The sequence below is a fragment of the Citrifermentans bemidjiense Bem genome, assembly GCF_000020725.1.
Taxonomy (GTDB): Bacteria; Desulfobacterota; Desulfuromonadia; order Geobacterales; family Geobacteraceae; genus Geomonas; species Geomonas bemidjiensis.
In genome coordinates, this window is the sequence record NC_011146.1 from 3,999,452 (window position 1) to 4,023,302 (window position 23,851).

Genomic DNA, 23,851 nt, shown 5'->3' on the forward strand with positions numbered 1-23,851 from the left:
GTCGTGTGCGTGGGTCATTGTCTCGCCTTCTCCATGGGCGCCATCGGCGCGAAGGGCCGGGAGGCGTGGGACGTGTCAGTTTTGGCCGCTGCAGCGCTCACAGCCGAAATCTTCTGAATGTCTGCCAACAAGGTGGACAGGTACGGGCTACCTGCCGGGGCCTTCGCCGCCTTCATCAGGATCGACTTGCCCCAGGGCGTTGTAAGCAGGGAAGCGACCAGCTTCGTCATTGCGAGCGCGCCGCCCGTTGCCATCGGGTGCAGCATCAGCCCGCCACCGATCCCCATTGAAATGCCGGTGTCGGATGCACGTAAGCCTGTTGGCGGGGTCTCCGCAAACTGCCCCGCCCTTTCTGCGGCCCTCGCCAGCTTCGCCAGACCGCTTATCATCTCGCCCTCTTCACCCGGGAAGATGATCCCCTTCGTGGCGCCCAGCTTCTCGATTGCGCCGGCAAACTTGGCAGGGCTGAAAGGCACGCCCGGTTTGGTATCCTGCCCGGCCTCCAGCGCCTTCTTGAGCACCGAGTATTTAACGAGCTGCTGCCCTTCGGGGTCCAGCGCGTCCATAAGCTTGCGCGCCAGCTGCGGGCGGTCGGCCTTGATGAACTGGCTGTGGAGTAGGTCCGTGTCAAAGGTGTTGCCGGTGGCTTTCTTGACGATCACGTCTTTGAAGGGCGCCACCTGGTCGATGTATGCTTGGTTGCGCTGCTTGAACAGGTTGACCACGTTGCTGTTGGTGGAGTTCTCGCCCCATGCGTTTATGTCCTGGTCCAGGGCGCGCTTCATGGCGGTGAGCTGGTATGTCTCCTTGCTGCCTACCGCACCCGCTGAGCTGTAGGCCCGCCCGATGTAGTCGTTCAGCTGCTCCCTCAGTTTCATGGCCTGGTCGAAAGGCAACGCCGCCGGGGTGGTGCGCTTGATCGGATTGCCGCTTGCATCGAGGATTGCCGCGCTTGGTTGACCTCCGTGGTTGTGCCCGCCTTGGACGATGCCCTGAGAGTCCGCGCCGGGAACCTTGATTGTCGAAGTCTGTGGGCTGGCTCCCTCTGCTATGGCCGTCAGCTTCGATTTCAGCGGCGTGCTCGGCAGGCGGTCGAAGATGTCGGGGAACTCTTCCAAAAGCGTGGTTGCCGCCGTCCTCAAGTTGTCGGGTGCTATCGGGCCCACGTTCTGGCTCTTCACCGCCGCGTTGATCTGGGCCTGTATGTTCCCGACGTCCGCCTTGCCATGATTCAAGGTTTTAATCATGCTCTCCTGGATCTGGTCCGGCACGTCCACCGGGTTGTCAGGGGTGAACTTATCGGCCAAGCGTGCAGCTGCGTCACCGAGTGCCGCCGACTGGCGCTGACGAAAGCCACGAGTCCCGACGAGCGGCACGCGCTCGAGCTGCGTTTCCAGACTCTTCACGGCGGCATTGCCCGACTCTTCGCCGGCTGTCAGCGGCACGGCCCACTGTTCACTGAGCCCGGCCAGCTCGGCACGAGGCGTCAGTCCGACGTTACCCCTTGCCACCTTCACCCCGGCGCGGATCGGCTCCGCTATCATCCCTAGGGTGGCCGCATTACCTACAGGGTTCGTCACCCACCTATCCTTGTCTGCCAGGTCCTTCACCGACTGCAGGGCCCCGTTCGCAACCTGCATACCTCCGCCTGGTGTGACCGCCGCCGTTGACAGGTCGGACATCATGCCCAGGGCGCCGTTGGCTGTCTTGATTGCTGAACCGGGGATGTTCGAAAGCAGCTCCCTTGCGTTGGCAGCGACACCGCGGCCGGCGGCCGGGTTGACTGCCGGGGCTTCCGGCTGTTCCTGTCCAAAGATCATGTTGCCCGCCGCCTTTCCGATCCCGCCGCCAAGGAGCGCACCCGCAGCAAGGCCCCCAGGGACAGGGGAGGCGAACCCGGCCACGCCTCCGACTCCCGCGCCGATCCCCATCAGCGCGCCGCGCCCTGTTTTTGCCAGCTCGGCGCGCAGCTTCTCCGGGGTGTCGATCCCGAAGTAGGGGTTCTTCATCTTCTCGGCAACACTCATGTCATCGTCGCCCGCCGTCACGTCCAGGATCGGTTGGCCGTTCTCATCGAGGGCCGGCCCGCCGCTCTGGGCCAGGTCAAGCTCTGCTTTCGATGTGACCTTGGGCGCGTCAGGTGCAGAGTGCTCCAGGTCGGCAAAGCCGCCCGCCTCATGTTTCGCCGCCAGCTGGTCAAGGACGCCCTTTTGCCCGTGCTTTGCGGCAAGTTTATCGAGTGTGCCGTCTTGCTCTGCAACCCCTCCCTTGCTGGCGAGATAAAACGCCTTCCTGATATCCGTCTCCGACGGTGGTCCTGAACTCTGGATGGTGAGCTTCTTCCCGGTAGTCGGGTGCGTCACCTCGTAGGCCTTCATTCCTCCGCCCTGGCCGTACTGTGCCGCCAGTTTATCAAGCGGTCCCTGCGGTTCTTTTGCCAAATCGTCAAATGCTCCCATGTCGTTCTCTCCTTGCGCCCTGCCGTGCCTGGTCAATGTTGGTGGCCGGAATTTGGCCGTTAAATGTCAGCGAGCATCGCCCTGGCAAACTTAACCAGTTGCCGTGACTCCCGCCGGATCGCGAGTGCCTCTCTTGTAAACATGCCTGTTCGGTATCTGCCGTGCGCTTTTCCTGCTAGTGATTTGCCACCGTGCAGCCGACACTTCCCGTTCGGCATGGCAGGCTGGTGGCATCGCCCTGCTGAACGAGTTTTTGCCCCACAGTAAACCCTAGGTATGGGGTAATCTTCAATTTCCATCCTGCCCCCCCCTACCCCCCTCCCCACGGTTGACATTGCCGACGATAGCTTGCCCGCCTTCGTGGACATGGACATGCTCCACGCGGACCTGTTGCCCGCCCTTACCGCGAAGCTTCTGCATCGCTTCAACCTGAGCAGTAAATGTCCGCTGCAACTTGGTCGCCATGTTCACGTTTGATTCCCTGCCTTGGATGCTTTGCCCTTCGTAGAAGGCCTGTCCCATGCACCTGTTGATACCTTCGCTCACCTGGATCATTTGCACAGCCAACAGCGTTTCAAGGTAGCTCTGTGGTTTCATTGCTTCGATCTGCAAAAGCGCCAGGTCTACTTCTTTGTCCACGTCCTTACCCTTCCGGACTATGGTTGCATCCTCGTTGGCCTTGACAGCTAGCTCGTAATGGTCTGTCTTGCACACATCCAAAAAGGCCCCTAAGACTTCAGGTGTGCCGTGTATCACGCCGCCGCCTTCCGTGCGAGGCACGAGCGACGACCTTGCCGAGCCAGCGCGGAAGATTTCGGCCAACCGTTCCTGTTCTGAGCTGAGCGGTTTTGCCGCCACATCTCCCGCTGTTTTGACGTTGGCCAGTTGGTTGGTTTTTCGCTTAGTCATCTGTGCCCCTGATTGGTACCCTGTTCTCACTTGGCGGCCCTTGGGCCACTCCCAGAGACCGCGGCGATGTGGCTGCTAAACGGACTCTCCGGACTTGTGCCAGGATACTGGCCATAGCCCCCTCAGGGATTCGCGTCTTGCTCGCCCGTTTTTTCATACTGCTGTCCTCCTCTTGGGCTTCTCTTCCTTGGGCTTCGTGTAGCTAACCATGTCCTGAAACTGGAATGACGGCTTGTCGATGACCACCTTCAGGCGCCAATCCTTGGGGCCGTTCCGGTTCTTCAGCCCCTTGCAAATGAGGTCTCCAGCTTCGTCGGTGTAGAACCCGAGCATGAAGTCAGCGCCCGCTTCGATGTCGCCGCCACCCTTGGCGCTGTGGGCGGCAATGTCGTACTCCACCTTAGCGGCCTCACGGTTGATCTGGCAGAGCAGGACCACCGGGACCCCCAACTCCTTGGCCATGTTCTTGACGCCGGCGGAAATATACGCGGTCCGGTCGAAAAGGGTTTTTCCGGGGGCGTCAAGGAGGCCCATGTAGTCAATCCCGATCGCGTTGATCTTGCCGTACTTCTGCCCGGCCAGTTCGGTGAGGCGCGCTATCTTCTCCAGATTGAGGCGCGGCTTGTCACAGACCAGGAGCCCCATGGACCCGCCGCTAACCATGCCAGCGCCGACTGTGCCCGCCATGGCCTGGCCGCCGTCGACGTTGAAAGTGTCCTCGACCGCCCGGCCAGTCATTCCTGTGCTGATTTGGACCTCGCGCTCGAACACCTTTTCAACAGGCATTTCGAGGGAGAAGAAGAGGTGAAAGAAATGGGTGCGCTTGGCGCCGGCGAGGAGGAGGTTTTGAAGGAATGCCGTCTTGAAGCTGCCAGCGTAGGCGATGATGGTCATCACCTCGCCGGGGGCCACCCCGCGGATCAGAGAGTCGAGGCGAGAGAACCCGGTGACAAACCGGCTCTGCTGGATAGTCTTGATCTGCTTTTCGTAGCGGGCCGCCCGGGAGTCCATGTCAGCAATGTCGGCAATACTCACACCGCCGTAGGTGTCCATGCTCGAGGCGATAGAGGCGAGCCCCGCCTTTGCCTCTTGTAGGCCCTCTGCGACCGAGCAGCCGTCATGCGCTATTGTGATAAGAGACTGCGCGTAGGCAATGATCTGGCGCCGGGTGGCCGCCTCCTTCACCATCTTGCAGTAATGGACGACATTCGCGCTCATCGGCACGTAGTCAACCAAAATGGCTAGGTACGCCCCGCCGCCGATCTGCTCGAGGGTGCCGGCGTCCCGGAGGTGTTTCGTGAGGGTGACCAGATCGAAAGGGCTATCGGCCAGTTGGAGGGAGAGGAACGCGTGGAAAATGAGTCTGTGCGACTCCCGATAGAAGTCGGCGCCGTCAAGGATGCCTCTCACCTGTTTGAGACAGGGGTTGTCGATCAGGACCGCGCCAAGTACGCTCATTTCTGCTTCGATATTCTGGGGGGGTGGTTCACGCTGCATTGCTTTCCTCCTCTGGGATCCAGTCTTGCCAGTTGTTGAACCAGGTCTCACCCTTCTTGACAAACCTCGGCTGGACCCCTTCACGCTCGATGTGATCAAGATAAGAGCCCAAAGCCAAGTTGATGCGCTCCTTGTCGGATTCATTTTTGACCGTCGCACTGAAATGGCGCTGGGCAGATTTTTTCCCGTCCTTCCGGGGGTAGGCCGCCCAAAGTTTTTCAAAAAAGAGGGCGAAATCAGACGAGTCTTTTAAAGGATTAGGATTAGGATCTTTAGTAGTGCACTGCGATCTGTCTGTTATCTGTCCGTCTTCTGTCCGCTTTCTGTCCGTCACGCTCGGCAAGCACTTGGAATCTATGATTTTTATCTGCCCGTTATCTGCTCGTGATCTGCTCGATATCTGTATCATGATCTGTCCGCGCTGATTCTGCTTCTGGCCGGTGGTTTCGGGGTACTCGATGCTGGCCCCGATCTCCCCCAGGAACCGATCAACCCTACCTCTCGACCACCTCCATAAACTGGCATACCCGTTGACGGTCACCTGTTTCCCCTGGTCGTAATCGACCGATAAAGAGAGCATCGCTTCTAGTCGTGTGAAGGCCCGGTCCTTTGGCAGCTCAGACAGCAAGGCCTTAGAAATTGGCACCCAGTTCCCCCCGTTCACACCCTCACCGCCGCTAGCGCTGCCTCGGTGTAGTTCTGGCCAGCGTAGCTCAGGATGTTTTGGCGCCTGGATATCTGGCGCTGTGCCTGAAGGCAGAGCTTCACCTGATCGAAGAGCTGAGACTTCCTGGTGGACTCGCTTATGCCGGCAGCGAGGGAGATTGACACTTTCGGGTTGAGGAACGGCTCGTCGTAATATCTGCGGGAGGGGTTGGTCATTTGGTCCTCCCGGCCCGGAGCTGCCGGTACAAGAAGCCGCGGATTGACAAAAGCCGCTTTGCCGGCAAGCAGAGATCGTCGCAGGCAAAGCGTGTGACGGCCGATATTACTTCGGGGGAATCTGGAAACGTGAAGGTCTGAAGCCCTGTTATGGGCCTGTTCAGGGTCGGTTGCAACCCTGTACTCGTGAGAATTGCTGCTGCGAGGTCGATTTCTGATGTCGTCATTTCGTAGTGTCTCCGGTGCCGTGGAGTCTCCGCCGCTCGGCTCTTCAATACCCCCTTTTCACGGTTAGGTCGTTGTGCTGCTTCTGTAGGCTCTAGCCTCGATGTCTGCCCGGGGTTTCTATCTTACGCTGCCGATTGCGCTTCAGTGGTGCTACTGAAAACCCGCGCTTCGAGGAAGGCGTCCAGGTCGGCCTGGCGATAACGGACAGAGCGGCCAATTTTGACGAAGGGGCAACCGACCCCCTGCCAGCGGTGCTGCTCCAGAGTAGAGGGTTTTTGCTTCAAATATGCTGCTGCTTCGGCGGTGGTGAGTAATGCAGGGGTGGGGGTGACATGTGGAGATATTTTTGACATGACGCCTGTTCTCCTTTTAGTGGTGGACTTGGGAGGAGTTCTATCACATGCTTTTAAGACAGAAAAAGGACCCAACTTTTTTAGTTGAGTCCTCGCGCGTGAGGCTAGAGCTGACAGAGTTCTGGACTATGTACGGCGGTCCTTGGCAGCCTTCTTGAGTATCTCGGTTCGGTTATCCCTATACTTTTTGACAGTCGAAATTGCTATCCCTTGCACAACTGCGACAATGCAATCAGCAATCTCTGAGTGGGTATCTGGCATGACTTCACCATCACGGCCTTCCAAGGCTCCGGTTCCTCCCGCAATGCCAAAGACTTCGCATAATGTCACATTTCGCTCATCCTCCGTAAGCTGGTTAAATCCCATCCCATCCAACGCGTTCTTTATTGTCAGCCATTGGCCCGCTATCTTGGCTTTATTTCCAACACGCCTTGAACCCCCGTAAGCCAAAGCCGCCCCAACTGCCTTTAGACACGCTTGAGATTTGAGAAAAACGTCATCATCAGGGGACTTAAGGCCTACGCGCCACTTCATGATTTTCGACCTCCCATAATTCGTGAATAGATACCCGGAGTTCTCCTTCAAACTAGAGATAAAATTCTCATCTGCAACTTCGGCGTCAGTCAAGCAATTCAGAGCATCTTCGTCTAAAATGGGTTCCCGATATCTATCATTCCCCCCCAGGAGGGGCGCTAACCGAATGCGGCCGTATGTCTTTTCCATCGCGTGTCCCCCTAAACGAAACCCGTCATAGGCTCGGAACCATGTCTTTCGCCTGTTCCACTTACTCTGCCTTTGCCTGTATCGGAACTACTTGCCCATGCTGCTTCTTGATCCGCTCCTGTATCGCGTCGGTCATCTTCTGCATGGGCTCACGCAGCCGGTCAGCATTGAGGATGATGTAGCCGCCTGTCACGTCGCCAGACTGCTCCTTGTGGTTGAGCAGGGCCTTTATTGTGTACTTGGACAGGTCGAGGCTCTCAGCGATAGTTGCGAAGGTCCGGCGCAGATCATGGCAACTGAAGATGATGCCCGTCGCCTGGGTGACAGCTTCAAGAGCCTTTTGAGGATCGGCAATGTAACCGGCTCTGCCACTGCCCGGGAACACATAGGGAGACTGCAGCCGGGACTCTGCTGCGGCTACTCGGTTGCGAAACGCCTGGCGCTGTTTCGGTGTCAGGTACTCCGGGGAGTGCAGGGAAGCTTCGAGAGCAGCCTTAGCCGCTTCGAGCTCGGTCTTCAGGCCTTCCTTGCGCCCCTCGAGAAGGGTGTGGAGGTAGTCGCTTAACGGGAGGGTGTGAGGTTCCTTGTTCTTGGTGTCGATGATGGTGAAGCATCCATCTTCGAAATCGACGTGCTGCCACTGAAGACAGGCCGCCTCGTTTCGCCTAAGGCCGGTGTGCAGGAGAAACAGCAGGTAATCTCTTGCCACGGCGTTCTCAAGCGCAAGGACTGCCTTGCTCCATGCGGGAAGGTCGCTGTTCTTGATCAGGTTGCGGCGCCGCGGGACCTTGTACCAAGCCTTCTTTCGGGACAACGTGCGGACCGGGTTGGGCCTGACGATCCCGAGCTCCTCATCGTCCCCGAACGTGTAGTTGAGGACGGCACGGAGGACGCGCATGGTGCCGTCAGCGGAGGCCTCCCTACGCTGAGAGTCCGGAACCTTGGACTTCTCCACCTTGGGCTTTCCTTTGCCTTTGTCGACCACGGCCTTTTTGAGGGCGGTACGGTTTCTTGCACCGGTCGCGATGTCGGTGTGACGTTGCGCCACCATAGTGCTGGTGATCTCCCCGGCCGGGAGCTGCAACCAGTCGGAGAGGTGCAGGCGGAACAATTGTTTGTAGGTGGCCAGCGTCTTCGGCTTCAGCTTCCGTTTTTCCAGGTAGACCTTCAAGGCATCCTCCAAGGTCACCACCTGGCTCTTTTGCGCTTCTTCTTCCTTCCTGGCGTCCTCTGTCCGCTTCTTCGCCGCCCGCTTCTCCTCGTTTGGGTCCTGGCCTCTGCCCATGTCAGCCAAGGCGCCCTCGGCCCGTTTCCGCGCCTGCTCCGCGGTGATCTTGTCAGCGGTGTCGATCTTGGCTCTCACCAGCTTGCCGTTGACGCGACGCATGACGAAGTATGTCTTGGTGGAGGGGGAAACGCGGATCCCGAAGCCTCGAAGCGCATCATCGAAGTAATCCACCCGGCCCTCGGCTGGCCGCTCAAGCTTGTCTATAGCTGTCTTGGTGATGTGTATAGTCGGCATCTCTCCCCCCTCTCGCTTTGTTACCCCGACTGTTACCCAGGAGCTGTGGGTAACACATGGGTAACACTTTACAGCGAACCCCATCTGACATGGTAGAACAAGACTAAGGTTAATTCACTGTTATGTCAAGCAATTACAGAAGAGGGTAGAACAAGGCAAGGTATAGAGATAGGGTCAATTCAAGAATTCGTAATCAGCAAGTCGGCGGTTCGAATCCGCTCTTCGGCTCCATAAAAAAGCCCCCTCATATCGAGGGGGCTTTTCTTTTTCCAGACGTTCGCTGTCACCGATCCAAGCCCCCCGCAACATAAGCCCGAAACCCACGCCTGCCCCAGCTACCTGCAGCCGAGGGGAGCGCGCCCGGGATAACAACGGGAGGGGAACCGTTGGAGTAAAAATTGAAAGGCCCGCCGAATCCGGCGGGCCTCTGGTTGTAGTGTCTTACATTGGGTACCCTTTTCAAGGGTGGATGCCGGTACCTATGCGGACCGGACCGTTACTACTTTCAAGTTTTGAGAATCCTAATCGGTGGGGTTTCCTCTATGGTCGGGTACCTCCTTATTCCGAGATTTCTCTTAGCTAGCTAGCTGAGTCATACATTATCACTGGTCGCACCAAAGAAACAGTCTGTTGAAATATTTTTTTAGCGTGTATACTGCTTCAGTTGCCCGCTCCAGAAAAAGCTCCCGTCTATGAGAGAACCCTCACCAGCTAACAGAGAACATGCCCTAACTGCAGAGTGACCCAAGCCTTTTACGACCTCGCACAGACTGTTCTTGCGCTTGAGAGAGCGGCTTGGCCACGCTCGCAGCGAGCGCCCTGCTGGCGGCGCAGTCCCTGGGACGCAAAGAAGGCGCCCCTCAGGAGATGCCGCTGGTATGCAGTGAGAGTTTTGTAGGATGGAGTCGGGATGGCTGGAGGGGATGACCAACGGGTGGGCTCGAAATTGAAAGGCCCGCCGGTTTCGGCGGGCCTCTCTCATCGAGAACCCTTTGCAAGGGTGGATGCCGGAGCCTGTGAGCTCCGGACTATTACAGCCGTCAATTTTTGAGAATCCTGATCGGTGGAGTTTCCTCTAAAACGGTTTACCTCCTTGGCTCGAGATACTCTGACTAGCTAGCTGATTTCAAATTAACACCACTGACGCGAAAGAAACAGTCTGTTGTAAAAAAAATTTTCCGTATATACTGCTGAAGTTGTCTCTCCAGGCCTCCCCCGCATTTACACAGGTTCAATTCCCACTGACATAGAGCCCACTAGTTGTAGACCGCCGCGGTCTTCGTAGCGTTATGCGCAGCCCCTATGCCTGTGCTGGTGACCTCAACTCCACCTTTGCTCCTCTGGGCCTGGTACTGTGTGACAGTCCCGTGGTCCCTGAATGAAGCAACGGAGTTGCCGCTCTTGACGTTCCAGTTGATGGAAAGCGTGTCCAGATAGGTATCGCCCCGGTAATGGTTGAAGGTATAGGTGACGTTGTCGCCGTCTTTGCGGGCGTTCACCTGGAAGCGCTCGCCGTTTTCAGCGTACTGGAAGTTCTTCTCGCCTTGCGCCACGGGGTTGTTGCCGCTCCAGAATTCGATGGTGTTGAACAGCACGAAGTCGACAAGCGCCGCTATGCCGTACACGGGGACGATGATGAAGACCCAGGTGACCAGGCTGCGCAGGAATTTGTCATGCACCTCGCCGTTCACCCGGTACACCTTCCTGGTCAGGGCCATCTTACCGTAGCATCCCTGAAGTGAAGCCATGGCGATGACCATGGCAAGTACCGCTGCTGTTACTCTTTTCATGATTTCCTCCCTTGGTTTTATGATTTAATGCTATCTATCCCTCTCCCCATCCTCATTGCGGGGCGAAGTTCTCTTTTTACGTCTGCTCTCGACATCCGATGATTGTCACAGCTACCACACTTTGCCGCGAGGTGGAAAAGAAAAGAGGCCTGCACTGGTACGCGGGCCTCTTTTGCTTGTTCGATCCCTCGTTGCAGGGGTCACTCCAGTGCTGCTCGCACCGGATCCTTTACTTCTGTCTTGTAATTGGAATTCTCTTCGGTGGAGTCTCCTTCGATGCTGCTACCTCCTTTTTCCGAGATCCTGTTACAGCTAGCTAGCTGTGCTTAACTATACCACCCATCAGCGAAATTTACAGAGAGTGTCAAATTTTATTTTGAGCATGTGCACCGCAGCTATGACTCTTAGCTGCAATTGCTGCTTGAGAAGACAACGACCAATAGCAGCGTTGAGACTGGACTTTGAAAACGTGGATGCTAGAATCCGTTGGTGCATTAACCGGGGCAAATGCCCCGAACCACGGATCCCGGCAAAGCCGCCCTGCCAAGCGGAATGTCCGGGTACCTACTCCAGCGCTGAAAGCGGGGGCCTCCCATGAGAACTTCGGCAATCCTCGGGTTATTTTTCTTGTTTGTCGTCATCGCAGCAGGGATCGGGATCTATTACTTCGTCGACACCTCCGGCCCGGCCCTGGCGCTTTCCCGTCGCCCTGGCCCTATCGCCTCCAGGGCAGACCTGATCCTGACCCTGCGGGACCGCGCTTCGGGCCTCAAATCCCTGAACGTGCAGGCGGTGCAGAGAGAAAAGAGCTTCACCATCCTGAACAAGGAGTACGCCGCCGGGACCACCGACGCGAAGGAGACCTTCCGGCTCCCGCCCCCCCCCGGACTGAAAGAGGGCCCGGTGACACTGCGGATAGCGGCTTCCGACCGCTCCGTCTTCAGGTTCGGCTCGGGCAACAGCACCTCCGTGGCGCTGGAGTTCGTGGTGCAGAACAAGCCCCCTGTGGTAACCGTGCTCAGCACCGCGCACAACGTCTCCCCGGGAGGCTCCGCCCTGGCCGCATACACGCTGAACCGTGACGTGGTCAAGACCGGCGTCACCTTCGCGGACAGGTTCTATCCCGGTTACAAGCAGCCCGAGGGGTACTACGCCTCCCTGTTTCCGTTCCCCTACGACGTCCCCCCGGAACGCTTCATACCCAAAGTCTTTGCGATGGACCAGGCGGGGAACGAACGGCTTACCGGGATCTACTACCGGATCCTGGCGAAGAGCTTCCCGAAGGACCGCATCGAGCTGAGCGACGCCTTCCTGGAGAAGATCTTCACCGAATTCAAGGACCGCTTCCCCCAGATAAAGAACCCGCTAGAGCTGTTCCTGAAGGTGAACCGGGAGGTGCGGCAAAGCGACGCGAAGATACTGCAGCAGTGCAGCCTGAAAACCTCCCCCACCCCTCTTTGGGAAGGGGAGTTCATGCGCCTCCCCAACTCCGCCCCGCGCGGCAGCTTCAACCAGTTGCGCAGCTACTATTACCAGGGAAAAGAGGTGGACCAGCAACATCACCTGGGAATCGACCTGGCCTCGCTTTCCCACGCCAAGGTTCCCGCGGCCAACCGCGGCAAGGTGGTATATGCCGACGACCTGGGGATCTACGGCCAGTGCATCATCATCGACCATGGGATGGGGCTGCAGAGCCTGTACGGCCACCTGAGCCGGATCGGCGTGAAGGAAGGGGACCTGGTGAAAAAGGGGGACATCATCGGCGACACCGGGGACACCGGGCTTGCGGGGGGGGACCACCTGCATTTCGGCGTGGTGGTGTCGGGCCAGGAGGTGAACCCGATCGAATGGTGGGACCCGTCCTGGATCAAGAACAACGTCACGGACAAGTTGAAAGACGCAAGGGAAGCCGCGGCTGCGGCCGCCGGGGCCGCGAAGTAGGGCGATGGATGGGGCGGCCGGAAGACAGCGGAGGTAAAGGATGCATCAACTGGTGCTGCTGCGACATGGCGAAAGCGTCTGGAACAAGGAGAACCTCTTCACGGGGTGGACCGACGTGGAGCTCTCCCCGCGGGGGGAGGAGGAGAGCCGCAACGCGGGGCTGCTCCTGAAGGAGCACGGCTTCGTCTTCGACCTGGCCTTTACCTCCCTCTTGAAGCGGGCGATAAAGACGCTCTGGATCGTGCTGGAGCAGATGGACCTGATGTGGATTCCGGAGCACAAGGAGTGGCGCCTGAACGAGAGGCATTACGGCGCGCTGCAGGGGCTGAACAAGGCGCAGACCGCGCAAGAGTACGGGGACGAGCAGGTGAAACTCTGGAGGCGCAGCTATAAGGTGCGGCCGCCGGCGCTCGCGGAGGGAGACCAGCGGCACCCGTCGTTCGACCCGCGCTACCACTCCCTCTCCAGGGATCTGCTCCCCGATACCGAGTGCCTGCAGGACACGGTCGAGCGCGTGCTTCCCTTCTGGCAGCAGCAGGCGGTCCCGGCCCTGCAGCAAGGAAAGCGCATCCTGATCGCGGCGCACGGCAACAGCCTGCGGGGGCTGATCAAGTACCTGGACCAGATCCCGGACGACGACATCGTGGGGCTGGAGATCCCCACCGGGAGCCCGCTGGTGTACGAACTGGACCGCGACCTGAAGCCCGTGCGCCGCTACTACCTGGAGACGGGGAAAGCCGGGTAACACCGGCACCATGATGAAAAAACGGGGATAAGTCCTGAAGGGCTTATCCCCGTTTTTTATTGCAACGAGAGCGGGTCCGAATGCTACTCCTGGGGCGCGGTCTCGCCGGGCTCCTGAGGTTGCCCCCCGGGCTCCTGTATCGGCTCCTCCGGCGGGGTCGCCTCAACCGGCTGCTCCGGCGGCGTCAACTGCTCAGGCTGCTCCGGCGGGGTCAGCTGCTCCGGCTGGGGCTGCGGTTCCGGGGCCACATGCTCCATATCGTCGCCGCCATGCTTGGAGCAGTACTTGGTCGGCTCGGTCCCCACGATGTAGAACTCCTCCCTGGTGGTCGGGCAGTTGGGTGTGGCAAGCTCCCCGGTGGTCGGGTCGATGGTGGCGCTGACCACGCCATCGGGTTTGGGGAAGTCGACCGCGGGTTTGCCGGCCGTGGCCAGCCGCATGAAACGCTCCCAGATCGGCGCGGACACGGCGCCGCCGGTGAACCCTCTGCCGACCGGCTTGGGCTTGTCGTAGCCGACCCAGACGCCGGTGATGATCTGGGGGGTGTAGCCTACGAACCAGGCATCGCGATAGTCGTCGGTGGTACCGGTCTTGCCGGCGGCGGGTCGCTGCGAGGCGAATTTCTTCAGCCCCTTCGCGGTCCCGTATTCCAGCACGTCCTTCATCATCTCGGTGGTCACGTAGGCGGTGACCGGCGGCAGGACCGGCGCCACCACCGGCGGGTTCTCGGTCCAGGCGCGGCGGCTGCGGTCGAAGACGCGGATGATGGTGCGCGCCTCGGAGCGGAAGCCTCCGTTGGCAAGCGGGGTATAGGCGGAAACCAGGTCGTTCAGCGTCACCTCGTCGGTCCCAAGCGCAAGCGAGAGGTCGTTCGGGTTGCGAAGGGAAAGCCCGAGGCTTCCCGCGAAGCCGACGAAGTTGTTGACCCCGATGGCGTCGAGGAGCTTCACGGTGATCACGTTGTTCGAGTGCGCGAGCGCCTGCCGAAGCGACAGCTCGCCGTACGACTTCCGCTCGTAGTTCTGCGGCTTCCAGATTTGGCCGTTGCCGCGGTTGTAGGCGACCGGGTGATCGTCCAGGATGCTTCCCGCGGTGAAGCCGTTTTCCAGCGCATCGGCGAAGATGAGCGGCTTGATGGCCGAGCCCGGCTGCCTTTTCGCCGAGAAGGCGCGGTTGAAACCGACCTTCCCGTCGGTCCCGCCGACGGCGGCAAGGACGTCGCCCGTTTTCAGGTCGAGGCTCAACAGGGCCCCCTGCAGGTTGGGGTTCACCTTCTTCACCCCCTCGCGCAGCACCTTCTCCGCGTGCTTTTGCAGGTCGAGGTCGAGCGCGGCGATCACGTCCAGACCCCCCTGCTCGACGACCTTCGCGCCGTAGCGCTCCATCAGTTGCCGGCGCACCAGGTCGAGGTACCCCTGGGCCTGCCCCGATTTGATCACGGTGGCAGGGTGCGCCTCGATGGCGCGCTTTTGCGCGGGAGTGATCATCTTGACGTCTAGCATCCGCTTCAATACGGTGCTGCGGCGCGCGCTCACCTTGGCCGTATCCCCCAGCGGGTTGTAGCGCCCCGGGTTCTTCGGGACCCCCGCTAATAGGGAGCATTCCGCCTCGGTCAGCTCCTCCGGGTTCTTGTCGAAATAAAGGCGCGCCGCCTGCGCAACCCCCCAGGCCCCGTTGCCGAAGTAAATCTCGTTGAAGTACATCTCCAGAATCTGGTCCTTGGTGTACTTCTTCTCGAAATCGATGGCGAGCTGCACCTCCTTGACCTTGCGGTCGATCGACTTCTCGCCGGAGAGGTACTTGTTCTTGATGAGCTGCTGGGTGATGGTCGAGCCCCCCTCGGCGAGCCTCCCCTTGACCACGTCCTTTACCAGTGCGCGCGCGATGCCGCGCACGTCGATCCCCTGGTGCTGGTAGAAGCGGGCGTCCTCGGTGGCGATGAGCGCGTTTCTCAAGAAGACCGGGATGCGCTCGATGCCGACCCAGTAGCGCTGGCTTGACATGATCCGCCCCACGAAACGCTGCTGGTTGTCGAAGACCCGGATCGAGCTGTAGCCGTGCGGCAGCTGCGGGTAGGTGGCGATCTGCGCCCCGGCGGGCGCGGCTAGAGAGAGGCTGAAAGCCAAAAGGATGGCGAAGGGGATGAGGTGCCTGAGGGCCTTGAGGAAAGAGTGCCTGTCGGAGAGCACGTTGTTTGCTCCTTTTGCATCGTCCCCCCTCCCCTCGGGAGGGGATCGGCGGGTGGGGCGCTTGCTGCAACGGAGGGGAGGACGGCTTTCTTACCGTATCCCTTCCAGGTATTTCGCGGTCTGCGCGGCCAATTCCGGCGAGTCCACCAGGAGCGAGAGCTCGCGGTTTCGGGAAAGCGCCGCGTGGCTCAGGTTGTGGCTCCCGATCATGACGTAGCGCCCGTCGATCACCACCGCCTTTACATGGGTGACGCGCCTCCCCCCGGGGATGACCACCCGGACCCCGCCGCGGGAAAGAGCCCTTGCCGCGGCCCGGTTCTCGCGCGCGACCGGCTTCCCCCCTTCGAGGATCACGGTCACCTCCACGCCGCGCTTTCCGGCCTGGATCAGTTCCGCCGCCAAAGCCGCCGGCAGGTTGTCCCGGCGCTCCCCCACCTTGAAAAGGTAAAAGGCGCAGATGATGCGCCTTTTCGCCTCGCGGATCCGCTTTACGAGCGCCCCGTCGTAAGCCGCGTCGGCCAGAAGGACGGCCTTTGCCCCCTCGGGCTGCAGGGGCGCAGCGGGGACGGGATGGGGGGCAAGCAAAAGCGCCGCAAGCGCCCACGCCGATCCCGTCTGCAGGGCCTTTCTCAAGTGAAGATGTCCATGACCTTGGAGAAGAAGTTCTTGCGCATGGGGTTCACGTCCTCGCCGCTGATGCGGGCGAACTCCTCCAAAAGGTCGCGCTGCTGCCGGTTCAGGTTGGTCGGGGTCTCCACCTTGGCGACCACCAGGTGGTCGCCGCGCCCGTAGCCCTGCAGCGCCGGGACACCCTTGCCGCGCATCCTGAAGACGGCGCCGGACTGGGTACCTTCGGGTATCTTCATCCCCACCTTGCCGTCGAGCGTCGGCACATCTATCTCGCAGCCCAGGGCCGCCTGGGTGAAGCTGATGGGGATCTCGCAGATGACGTCGTTGTCCTCGCGCCGGAAAAGCGGGTGCTCGCGCACGGTCAGCGCCACGTACAGGTCGCCGTTGCCCCCCCCTTTGGCACCCTGCCCCCCTTCGCCGGAGAGCTTCAGCCTGATGCCGGTCTCCACCCCGGGAGGAACCTTCACCGAGATGGTCTTCTTGTCCCGCACCGTCCCGGCACCCCGGCAGGTGGGGCAGGGATGCTCGACCACGCGCCCTTCGCCGTTGCAATGGGAGCAGGTCTTGCTCACGCTGAAGAAACCCTGCTGGAAACGCATCTGCCCGGCACCCTGGCAGGTGGGGCAGGTCTTCGGGGTGGTCCCGGGCTTAGCGCCGGAGCCGCCGCAGGCGTCGCAGCGCTTGGAGTAGGGGATGTCGATCTTTTTCTCGGCCCCGAAGGCGGCTTCCTCGAAGGTCACCTCCAGGTTGTACTGCAGGTCGTCGCCCCTTCTGCCGCGCGCCCCCTTCTGCCTCCCGCCGCCGAACACCTCGCCGAAAATATCGCCGAAGATGTCGCCGAAGGGGGAAGCGCCGAAACCGCCGAAGCCCCCCGAGGAGAAGCCGTTGCCGTTGACGCCGGCGTGGCCGAACTGGTCGTAGCGCGCCCTCTTCTCGCCGTCGGAGAGTACCTCGTACGCCTCGGAGATCTCCTTGAACCTGTCCTCGCTCGCCTTGTCCCCCGGGTTCTTGTCGGGGTGATACTTGATAGCCAGCCGCCGGTACGCCTTCTTGATCTCGGTCTCGGAGGCGTTCTTGTTCACTTCGAGTAGTTCGTAGTAATCCTGTTTTTCACCGTTTGCCAATGTATGCCCTCGTAACACAAAGAGCAGCGTCCCCTAATGAGACGCTGCCCGTTGCGCGCTTTTATTTTCTGCAGGCGCCATCTTCTATCAAAGCGCCCCGTATTTGCAACCTTTTCTTACTTCTTGTCGTCCTTCACTTCCTCGAAGTCGGCATCGACGACCTTCTCCCCCTTGGCCGCGCCGCCGGCCTCCTGCTCACCGTGCGGCTGCTCGCCGCCCTCGGCGCCCGCGCCCTGGGTCTTAGCGTAGACCGCCTCGGCCAGCTTGTGGGAAGCCTGCATCAGGGAGTCGCTTGCCTTCTTGATCTCGTCGGCGTCGCTTCCTTCCAGGGCCTTCTTGAGGGCGGCGACCCCTTCCTCGATCTTCTGCTTCTCGGAGGCGTCGATCTTGTCGCCGAACTCGGTCAGGGACTTCTCGGTCTGGTAGATCAGGTTGTCCGCCTGGTTCTTCGCCTCGATCAGCTCGCGCTTTTTCTTGTCGTCGGCCGCGTGCGCCTCGGCCTCGCGCACCATCTTCTCGACCTCCTCCTTGGAAAGGCCAGAGGAAGCGGTGATGCGGATGGACTGCTCCTTGCCGGTGCCGAGGTCCTTGGCGGAGACGTGGACGATGCCGTTGGCGTCGATGTCGAAGGTCACCTCGATCTGCGGGACGCCGCGGGGAGCCGCCGGAATGCCGGAGAGCTCGAAGTTGCCGAGCGTCTTGTTGTCGGCCGCCATCTCGCGCTCGCCCTGCAGCACGTGGATACTGACCGCCGGCTGGTTGTCGGCGGCGGTGGAGAAGACCTGGCTCTTTCTGCAGGGGATGGTGGAGTTCTTGTCGATCAGCTTGGTCAACACGCCGCCCAGGGTTTCGATCCCGAGGGAAAGCGGGGTGACGTCGAGAAGGAGCACGTCCTTCACGTCGCCGCGCAGAACGCCGCCCTGGATGGCGGCGCCGATGGCGACCACCTCGTCGGGGTTCACGCCGCGGTTGGGGAGCTTGCCGAAGATGTCCTGCACCTTCTTCTGCACGATCGGCATGCGGGTCATGCCGCCGACCAGGATGACTTCGTCGATGTCGGAGGCGGAGAGCCCGGCGTCTTTCAGTGCGGTGCGGCAGGGGCCTTCCAGCTTGGCGATCAGCTCGGCGCAGATGGACTCGAGCTTAGCGCGGGTGAGCTTCATGGTCAGGTGCTTGGGCCCGGAGGCGTCGGCGGTGATGAAGGGGAGGTTGATGTCGGTCTCAAGCGAGGTGGAGAGTTCGCACTTCGCCTTCTCGCCCGCCTCTTTCAGCCTCTGCAGGGCCATCTTGTCGCCGCGGAGATCGATCCCCTGGTCCTTTTTGAACTCGTCGGCTATGTGGTCGATGATCTTCTGGTCGAAGTCCTCGCCGCCTAAGAAGGTGTCGCCGTTGGTGGACTTCACCTCGAAGACCCCTTCGCCGAGTTCCAGGATGGAGACGTCGAAGGTGCCGCCGCCAAGGTCGAATACGGCGATCTTCTCGTCCTTCTTCTTGTCGAGGCCGTAGGCAAGCGCTGCCGCGGTCGGCTCGTTGATGATGCGGAGCACGTTGAGGCCGGCGATCTTCCCGGCGTCTTTCGTCGCCTGGCGCTGGGAGTCGTCGAAGTAAGCGGGAACGGTGATGACCGCGTCGGTGACGGCCTCGCCCAGGTAGTCCTCGGCGGTCTTCTTCATCTTCTGCAGCACCATGGCAGAGATCTCGGGGGGCGAGTACTTCTGGCCCCTGACCTCGACCCAGGCGTCGGAGTTGTCGGCCTTGACGATCTTGAACGGGGAGATGGCGATGTCCTTCTTGACCGCCTCGGTTTCGAACTTGCGGCCGATCAGGCGCTTGATGGCGTACAGGGTGTTTTCCGGGTTGGTGACGGCCTGGCGCTTGGCCTGCTGCCCCACCAGACGCTCGCCGCTTTCGGCGAAGGCGATCATGGAAGGGGTGGTGCGGCTACCTTCTGCGTTCGCTATGACAACCGGTTCCCCACCTTCCATCACTGCCACGCAGGAGTTGGTGGTCCCGAGGTCTATTCCTATTACTCTACTCATGTGTATGCCTCCTAGTTTGGTAACTGTATTTGCAAGCTAGTCATCCCCCGGTCGAAAAACAAGGGGGTGTGAGAAAAAAATCGGGGCTGGGGGCTAAGGACTGGGGGCTGGAAAAACCTCTCGGTCTTCCCTAGCCCCTAGCCCCTGATCCCTAGTCCCTGCCGTCAAGCCGCAGGCTTGACGGCTACCGTGACCATGGCCGGGCGGAGCAGGCGCTCGTTTAAGAGGTACCCCTTCTGGAACACGGCAACTATGGTGTTCGGCTCCTGGTCCGCGCTCTCCACCTGCCCCATGGCCTGGTGGAACTCGGGATTGAAGGGTGTCCCTTGCGGCGTCTCGACCGGGGTCACTCCGAACTTCTTCAGTGCGGAGAGGAGCATGCTGAGGGTCAGCCTCACCCCCTCGACGATCGCCGACTCTTCGTTGGCGTGGTCGATGGCGCGCTCCAGGTTGTCCAGCGCCGGGAGGATCTCCATTATGACCTCCTCTTTGCCGTACTTGAGGATCTCTTCCTTCTCCTTTTGCACCCGCTTCCTGTAGTTCTCAAGGTCGGCCCTCTCGCGCAGGTACTTGTCCCAGTTGGCTGCCGATTCGAGTCCCTTGGCGGCCAGCGCCTCTTCAAGTTCCTTGATGCGATCGGCGTCGGAAAGCGGCTGCGCCACTTCGACCTTTTCCTGCGACGCGTCCGCCTTCTTCTCATGCTGATGCGAATCGTGCTTTTTCTTGTCCATCCGCTTCTTTTCTCCTTTATTCCGCTACTCGACTTCGAGCAGACGGCTGATCAGCTTGGCTGTGTAATCAACGATGGGGATCACCCTGCCGTACCCCATGCGGGTAGGCCCTATCACCCCGAGGACGCCTACCGTGTCCTTCCCGGTCATGTAGGTGGAGGTGACGAGACTCATCCCCTCCATCTTGAGGAGGTTCGACTCCGAACCTATGAAGATCTGCACCCCCCCGGCCGACAGCGAACGGTCCAAAAGGTCTAAGAGCATGCTCTTTTTCTCGAAGGTGCGGAAGATCTCCCGCATCTTGGCCGTGTCGGCGAATTCGGGCTGCTCCAGGATGTTCGCCTGCCCTTCCAGGAAGATCTCGGCCCCGTCGGCCTGTATGGTCTGCTGCGAAAGGGTCAACGCCCGCGCCATCATGGTGTCGTAGCGCACCTTCTCGTTTTGCATCTCGCTTAAAAGCCGCTCGCGCACCTGGGCAATGGTGAGCCCCTGCAGCATCCCGTTCAGGTAGTTGGCCATCCGGACCAGGTCTTCCTGCGCGATCTCCTCGCCGGTCTCCAGGAGCCGGTTCTGCACCGTACCGTTTTGCGAAACCAGGATGGCGAGCACCCTGCGGCTCGACAGCTTGACGAATTCCATCTGGTGGAAGACGTTGGCGGAGAGGTGCGGCGCCATCACCACCCCCATGTAACTGGAGGTCGAGGAGAGGAGCCGGCTGGTTTCCTTGAGCACCTCGGCGAGGTCCCTTCCCGCCATCCGGCAACGCCTTCTGATCTCCTCCCGGTTGTCCCGGGCGAGGTTCTTCACCTCGAGAATGGAGTTGACGTACAGGCGGTAGGCCTTGTCGGTCGGGATGCGCCCGGCGGAGGTGTGCGGGGAGGTGAGAAGTCCCATCTCCTCCAGGTCCGACATGACGTTTCTCACCGTAGCCGGGGAGAGCGCCAGCGCATGGCTGCGCGTTATGGTCCTGCTGCCAACAGGTTCGGCTGTTGCGATGTAATCCTCGATCACCGCCTCGAGGATGCGTTTGCTGCGCTCGGAAAGTTGCTCTTCCATATCTCTTACCTCAAAAGCGATTAGCACTCCAAAAGTTCGAGTGCTAACGCGCTTCAAGTTAGCAACGCCACTCTGCTTTGTCAAGGGGGGAGTCGGTATTGGAGGGGAAATTAGACGAAGCTGGAGAAGATGCTGTTGGCGAGGATGACGGAGCCGGGGGATATGCTGATGCGGCTCCCTTCCCTGGTGAGGGCGCCCTTTTTTTCCAGCGCCGCCACCTGCTTAAGGTGCGGCGCCAGCGCGCTCTCCCCATAGCGCTCGGAAAGCGGAGCCAGGTCGAGCCCGTCGAGCATCCTGAGGCCCAAAAAGAAGCATTCGGAAAGCGCGTCTTCCAGGGTCAGCTGCTCCGGTTCCTCGTCCACGGGGAGCCCTGCCCGGATCCCCGCGGCGTACGCCGCCGCGTCGCCGGGGTTCTTCCAGCGGCGCCCGAGCCCGTCCGGGTTCCAAAACGAATGTGCGCCGGCGCCGAAGCCTAGATAGCTTACCCGGCTCCAGTAGGCGGAGTTGTGGCGGGAATGGCGTCCGGGTTTCGCGTAGTTGGAGATCTCGTAGTGGCGGTACCCCGCGGCGGAGAGAACGTCCGAGGTCGCCTCGAACATCGCGGCGGCTTCTTCTTCGGATGGAAGCGCGAGCGCCCCCTCCTCGTGGAGCCGCTCGAACGGCGTACCCTCCTCTATGGAGAGCGCGTAGGCGGAGACGTGCTCGGGATCGAGCGAGACGGCAAGCTCCAGCGCCTCGCGCCACTGAGAAAGGGACTGCCCCGGCAGGGAGTGCATCAGGTCAATGCTGATGTTGTCGAAACCGGCGCGGCGCGCATCCTGGAAGGCGGATAGGGCCTCGGCGGAGCTGTGCACGCGCCCCAGCCGCCGCAAAAGGCGGTCCTCGAAGGACTGGATCCCCAGCGACAGGCGGTTCACCCCGGCCATCCGGTACCCCTGCAGGCGTTCGGGCGTGAGCGTCCCCGGGTTCGCCTCCAGAGTGACCTCCGCGTCAGGCTCCAGCGAGAAGTTGTCTCGCGCCGCGGCGACGATCAGCCCCACCAGTTCCGGCGCCATCAGCGACGGGGTCCCCCCCCCGAGGTAAAGGGTCGGGGCGCTGACCGGCTCGGGAAGCGCCGCCTGCCTGAGCGCCATCTCTTTCAGCAGCAGCTCCACGTACTCCCGATGGTCGTCGCCTGTAGCGGGAGTCGAGTTGAAGTCGCAGTAGAGGCACTTTTTCAGACAAAAGGGGAAATGCAGGTACAGTCCGGCACGCATCGGGGGCTCCTTTATGGCTCAAGGTCAACATCTAGCAGATCGCCCCCCTTTTTGTCACGCAAAACAGCAGCCAACTGCAGGAACTTGCTTGAAATCGACAGGGACTCGGATTACACTCCGAAACTCGCCGACCGCCGGTGGCCGCCATGTCCGGCCAGACTTGACATGCGGCGATTCTTTTCCTGAAGGAGGGAGAACATGCAAAAAAGCGTCAAGGCTGCTGCGGTCCAATTCAACATCGCGCTTGCGGACGTGGACCAAAACCTCGCCTATGCCGAAAAAGCGCTGCGCCGCCTGGCCGCCCAGGGGGTGGAGCTGGCCGTATTGCCGGAAATGTGGAGCTGCGGCTTCGCCTACCGGGAGCTGAACCAGCTGGCCACGCGCACCCCGGGGATCGTCGAGAAGCTGCAGGCGCTCTCAGCCGAACTCTCCCTGACCGTCATCGGCAGCCTGCCTGAGCCGCACGGAGACAAGGTCTTCAACACCGCCTACGTAGTGGACCGCGGCAGGGTCGCAGGAAGCTACCGCAAGATGCACCTCTTCTCGCTGATGGGGGAGGACCGCCACCTGGATCGCGGCGACTCGATCCTTTTGGCGCAGACCAGCGTGGGGAGGATCGGCGTCATGATCTGCTACGACCTCCGCTTCCCGGAACTGGCGCGCAGGCTGGCGGTCGACGGCGCCGACATCATCGTCGTCCCCGGTGAGTGGCCCAAGCCGCGCGAAGAGCACTGGCGGGGACTTTTGAAGGGTCGCGCCATAGAGAACCAGCTCTTCGTGATAGCGGCCAACGCCTGCGGGGTCATCGGCAAACTCGACTTCTTCGGCTCCAGCATGATCCTCGGCCCCAAGGGGGAGGTCCTCGCGGAGGCGGGGTACGAGAACGCGGAGCCGACGGCTCTGCTCGACCCGGCCGAGATGGAAAAGTGGCGCCAGAGCATAACCTGCTTCCAGGACCGGCGCCCGGAGTGCTATTAAATAGAGCCCGGGGGCTGTGAAGGGTAACCCCGCGCCCCCGTGCGCGCTTTCTTTACAGTTGACTTCGCATTGCGTAAAGCATATTTTCCCTGTTTGATCACCATCTAACCGGAGGTATCTTCCGTGGGCATGTTCGCTTCGACCGGCCTGGTCGTAAAACTGGTTCTTTTCCTTTTGCTCTACTTCTCGGTCGTCTCCTGGGGCATCATCTTCTACAAGCTGCTGCAGGTCTCCCGCGCCAACGGCGCCTCCGAGCGCTTTCTCGACTTCTTCTGGAAGGCCAAGCGCTTCGACGCCATCAGCGGTCAGCTGGACCGCTTCGCCAACTCCCCCCTTACCGTGCTTTTCCAGGAAGGGTACGGGGAGCTGAAGAAGCTCCAGGAAAAGATTGAGGAGAAGGCCGACCCCACCAGCATCAGCACCGACCTGGGGGGGATCGACAACATCGCCCGCGCCCTGCGCCGCGCCACCACCTCCGAGATCACCCGCCTGGAAAAGTACCTGACCTTCCTGGCCACGACAGGCGCCACCGCCCCCTTCATCGGCCTCTTCGGCACCGTCTGGGGGATCATGACCGCCTTCGAGAAGATCGGCCAGACCGGTTCCGCCTCGCTCGCCGTCGTCGCCCCGGGGATCGCCGAGGCGCTCATCGCCACCGCCATCGGCCTCGTTGCGGCGATACCCGCCGTCATGGGGTACAACCACTTCCAGCACAAGATCAAGGTGCTCATCTCGGAGATGGACAGCTTCTCCACCGAGTTCCTCAACATCGTGCAGCGCAACTTCGCGGGGAGATAAG

General features: G+C 60.7%; 21 protein-coding genes. 4 read left to right on the forward strand and 17 right to left on the reverse strand.

From position 1 onward, the window contains the following. Positions 1 to 14: 14 nt before the first annotated feature. The 10 genes from GBEM_RS17425 to GBEM_RS17470 form a co-directional block, all read right to left on the reverse strand. Positions 15 to 2,459 carry a hypothetical protein gene (locus GBEM_RS17425; RefSeq protein WP_012531917.1) on the reverse strand — a complete coding sequence of 815 codons (2,445 nt, stop codon included), beginning with the start codon at positions 2,457 to 2,459 and terminating at the stop codon, positions 15 to 17. Between the two features lie 59 nt (positions 2,460 to 2,518). Continuing rightward, positions 2,519 to 2,833 carry an HGGxSTG domain-containing protein gene (locus tag GBEM_RS22135; protein WP_404813020.1) on the reverse strand — a complete coding sequence of 105 codons (315 nt, stop codon included), beginning with the start codon at positions 2,831 to 2,833 and terminating at the stop codon, positions 2,519 to 2,521. Further along, positions 2,748 to 3,368, reverse strand: a complete 621-nt coding sequence (locus GBEM_RS20490; protein WP_012531919.1) for a hypothetical protein — start codon at positions 3,366 to 3,368, stop codon at positions 2,748 to 2,750. The genes GBEM_RS22135 and GBEM_RS20490 overlap by 86 nt, the downstream gene beginning before the upstream one ends. A 153-nt stretch (positions 3,369 to 3,521) precedes the next feature. Then, entirely contained in the window at positions 3,522 to 4,865 is a 1,344-nt protein-coding gene (locus GBEM_RS17435; RefSeq protein WP_012531921.1) for a replicative DNA helicase, read from the reverse strand. Beyond that, positions 4,855 to 5,511: a hypothetical protein gene (locus tag GBEM_RS21560; RefSeq protein WP_169308694.1), complete on the reverse strand. Its 657-nt coding sequence runs from the start codon at positions 5,509 to 5,511 to the stop codon at positions 4,855 to 4,857. Before GBEM_RS21560 ends, GBEM_RS17435 begins: the two co-directional genes overlap by 11 nt. Positions 5,512 to 5,525: 14 nt before the next feature. Further along, positions 5,526 to 5,747: a hypothetical protein gene (locus tag GBEM_RS17445; RefSeq protein ID WP_012531923.1), complete on the reverse strand. Its 222-nt coding sequence runs from the start codon at positions 5,745 to 5,747 to the stop codon at positions 5,526 to 5,528. Between the two features lie 350 nt (positions 5,748 to 6,097). Then, positions 6,098 to 6,328, reverse strand: a complete 231-nt coding sequence (locus GBEM_RS17455; protein ID WP_012531925.1) for a helix-turn-helix domain-containing protein — start codon at positions 6,326 to 6,328, stop codon at positions 6,098 to 6,100. 126 nt (positions 6,329 to 6,454) lie between these two features. Then, positions 6,455 to 7,051, reverse strand: coding sequence for a hypothetical protein (locus tag GBEM_RS17460; RefSeq protein ID WP_012531926.1), 597 nt, complete (start codon positions 7,049 to 7,051; stop codon positions 6,455 to 6,457). Positions 7,052 to 7,112: 61 nt separating this feature from the next. Beyond that, the gene (locus tag GBEM_RS17465; RefSeq protein WP_012531927.1) at positions 7,113 to 8,573 is read right to left on the reverse strand and encodes a tyrosine-type recombinase/integrase; all 1,461 of its coding nucleotides are present in this window, start codon (positions 8,571 to 8,573) and stop codon (positions 7,113 to 7,115) included. 1,256 nt (positions 8,574 to 9,829) lie between these two features. After that, positions 9,830 to 10,363 carry a DUF3332 domain-containing protein gene (locus tag GBEM_RS17470; protein WP_012531928.1) on the reverse strand — a complete coding sequence of 178 codons (534 nt, stop codon included), beginning with the start codon at positions 10,361 to 10,363 and terminating at the stop codon, positions 9,830 to 9,832. 594 nt (positions 10,364 to 10,957) lie between these two features. On the opposite strand from GBEM_RS17470, the gene GBEM_RS17475 reads away from it, so the two are divergent. Both GBEM_RS17475 and gpmA read left to right on the forward strand, forming a co-directional pair. Beyond that, a complete protein-coding gene (locus tag GBEM_RS17475; RefSeq protein WP_012531929.1) occupies positions 10,958 to 12,304 on the forward strand; it encodes a M23 family metallopeptidase in 1,347 nt (448 codons plus the stop codon). Between the two features lie 40 nt (positions 12,305 to 12,344). Continuing rightward, on the forward strand, positions 12,345 to 13,049 hold the full coding sequence (gene gpmA, locus GBEM_RS17480) for a 2,3-diphosphoglycerate-dependent phosphoglycerate mutase (protein WP_012531930.1): 705 nt from the start codon (positions 12,345 to 12,347) through the stop codon (positions 13,047 to 13,049). Positions 13,050 to 13,132: 83 nt separating this feature from the next. On the opposite strand, the gene GBEM_RS17485 is transcribed toward gpmA, so the two are convergent. From GBEM_RS17485 to hemW, 7 genes are all read right to left on the reverse strand, one after another. Further along, positions 13,133 to 15,238 carry a penicillin-binding protein 1A gene (locus GBEM_RS17485; RefSeq protein WP_012531931.1) on the reverse strand — a complete coding sequence of 702 codons (2,106 nt, stop codon included), beginning with the start codon at positions 15,236 to 15,238 and terminating at the stop codon, positions 13,133 to 13,135. Positions 15,239 to 15,328: 90 nt separating this feature from the next. Then, the gene (locus GBEM_RS17490) at positions 15,329 to 15,871 is read right to left on the reverse strand and encodes a phospholipase D-like domain-containing protein (RefSeq protein WP_012531932.1); all 543 of its coding nucleotides are present in this window, start codon (positions 15,869 to 15,871) and stop codon (positions 15,329 to 15,331) included. Then, positions 15,868 to 16,992: a molecular chaperone DnaJ gene (gene dnaJ, locus GBEM_RS17495; protein WP_012531933.1), complete on the reverse strand. Its 1,125-nt coding sequence runs from the start codon at positions 16,990 to 16,992 to the stop codon at positions 15,868 to 15,870. Before dnaJ ends, GBEM_RS17490 begins: the two co-directional genes overlap by 4 nt. A gap of 116 nt (positions 16,993 to 17,108) precedes the next feature. Further along, on the reverse strand, positions 17,109 to 19,031 hold the full coding sequence (gene dnaK, locus GBEM_RS17500; protein WP_012531934.1) for a molecular chaperone DnaK: 1,923 nt from the start codon (positions 19,029 to 19,031) through the stop codon (positions 17,109 to 17,111). 164 nt (positions 19,032 to 19,195) lie between these two features. Then, complete coding sequence (gene grpE, locus GBEM_RS17505; RefSeq protein WP_012531935.1) at positions 19,196 to 19,762, reverse strand: nucleotide exchange factor GrpE; 567 nt, start codon at positions 19,760 to 19,762, stop codon at positions 19,196 to 19,198. 24 nt (positions 19,763 to 19,786) lie between these two features. Then, positions 19,787 to 20,818, reverse strand: a complete 1,032-nt coding sequence (gene hrcA, locus GBEM_RS17510; RefSeq protein ID WP_012531936.1) for a heat-inducible transcriptional repressor HrcA — start codon at positions 20,816 to 20,818, stop codon at positions 19,787 to 19,789. A gap of 110 nt (positions 20,819 to 20,928) precedes the next feature. Next, the gene (gene hemW, locus GBEM_RS17515) at positions 20,929 to 22,074 is read right to left on the reverse strand and encodes a radical SAM family heme chaperone HemW (protein WP_012531937.1); all 1,146 of its coding nucleotides are present in this window, start codon (positions 22,072 to 22,074) and stop codon (positions 20,929 to 20,931) included. Between the two features lie 198 nt (positions 22,075 to 22,272). On the opposite strand from hemW, the gene GBEM_RS17520 reads away from it, so the two are divergent. Together GBEM_RS17520 and tolQ are read left to right on the forward strand one after the other, a co-directional pair. After that, positions 22,273 to 23,052: a carbon-nitrogen family hydrolase gene (locus GBEM_RS17520; RefSeq protein ID WP_012531938.1), complete on the forward strand. Its 780-nt coding sequence runs from the start codon at positions 22,273 to 22,275 to the stop codon at positions 23,050 to 23,052. Between the two features lie 123 nt (positions 23,053 to 23,175). Continuing rightward, entirely contained in the window at positions 23,176 to 23,850 is a 675-nt protein-coding gene (gene tolQ, locus GBEM_RS17525; protein WP_012531939.1) for a protein TolQ, read from the forward strand. Position 23,851 lies beyond the last annotated feature (1 nt).

Excerpts from the sequence above, each read along its gene's own strand:
- GBEM_RS17425 (WP_012531917.1), bottom strand. The coding sequence starts at position 2,459 with ATGGGAGCATTTGACGATTTGGCAAAAGAACCGCAGGGACCGCTTGAT.
- GBEM_RS22135 (WP_404813020.1), bottom strand. The coding sequence starts at position 2,833 with ATGTCCATGTCCACGAAGGCGGGCAAGCTATCGTCGGCAATGTCAACC.
- GBEM_RS20490 (WP_012531919.1), bottom strand. The coding sequence starts at position 3,368 with ATGACTAAGCGAAAAACCAACCAACTGGCCAACGTCAAAACAGCGGGA.
- GBEM_RS17435 (WP_012531921.1), bottom strand. The coding sequence starts at position 4,865 with ATGCAGCGTGAACCACCCCCCCAGAATATCGAAGCAGAAATGAGCGTA.
- GBEM_RS17445 (WP_012531923.1), bottom strand. The coding sequence starts at position 5,747 with ATGACCAACCCCTCCCGCAGATATTACGACGAGCCGTTCCTCAACCCG.
- GBEM_RS17455 (WP_012531925.1), bottom strand. The coding sequence starts at position 6,328 with ATGTCAAAAATATCTCCACATGTCACCCCCACCCCTGCATTACTCACC.
- GBEM_RS17460 (WP_012531926.1), bottom strand. The coding sequence starts at position 7,051 with ATGGAAAAGACATACGGCCGCATTCGGTTAGCGCCCCTCCTGGGGGGG.
- GBEM_RS17465 (WP_012531927.1), bottom strand. The coding sequence starts at position 8,573 with ATGCCGACTATACACATCACCAAGACAGCTATAGACAAGCTTGAGCGG.
- GBEM_RS17470 (WP_012531928.1), bottom strand. The coding sequence starts at position 10,363 with ATGAAAAGAGTAACAGCAGCGGTACTTGCCATGGTCATCGCCATGGCT.
- GBEM_RS17475 (WP_012531929.1), top strand. The coding sequence starts at position 10,958 with ATGAGAACTTCGGCAATCCTCGGGTTATTTTTCTTGTTTGTCGTCATC.
- gpmA (WP_012531930.1), top strand. The coding sequence starts at position 12,345 with ATGCATCAACTGGTGCTGCTGCGACATGGCGAAAGCGTCTGGAACAAG.
- dnaK (WP_012531934.1), bottom strand. The coding sequence starts at position 19,031 with ATGAGTAGAGTAATAGGAATAGACCTCGGGACCACCAACTCCTGCGTG.
- grpE (WP_012531935.1), bottom strand. The coding sequence starts at position 19,762 with ATGGACAAGAAAAAGCACGATTCGCATCAGCATGAGAAGAAGGCGGAC.
- hrcA (WP_012531936.1), bottom strand. The coding sequence starts at position 20,818 with ATGGAAGAGCAACTTTCCGAGCGCAGCAAACGCATCCTCGAGGCGGTG.
- hemW (WP_012531937.1), bottom strand. The coding sequence starts at position 22,074 with ATGCGTGCCGGACTGTACCTGCATTTCCCCTTTTGTCTGAAAAAGTGC.
- GBEM_RS17520 (WP_012531938.1), top strand. The coding sequence starts at position 22,273 with ATGCAAAAAAGCGTCAAGGCTGCTGCGGTCCAATTCAACATCGCGCTT.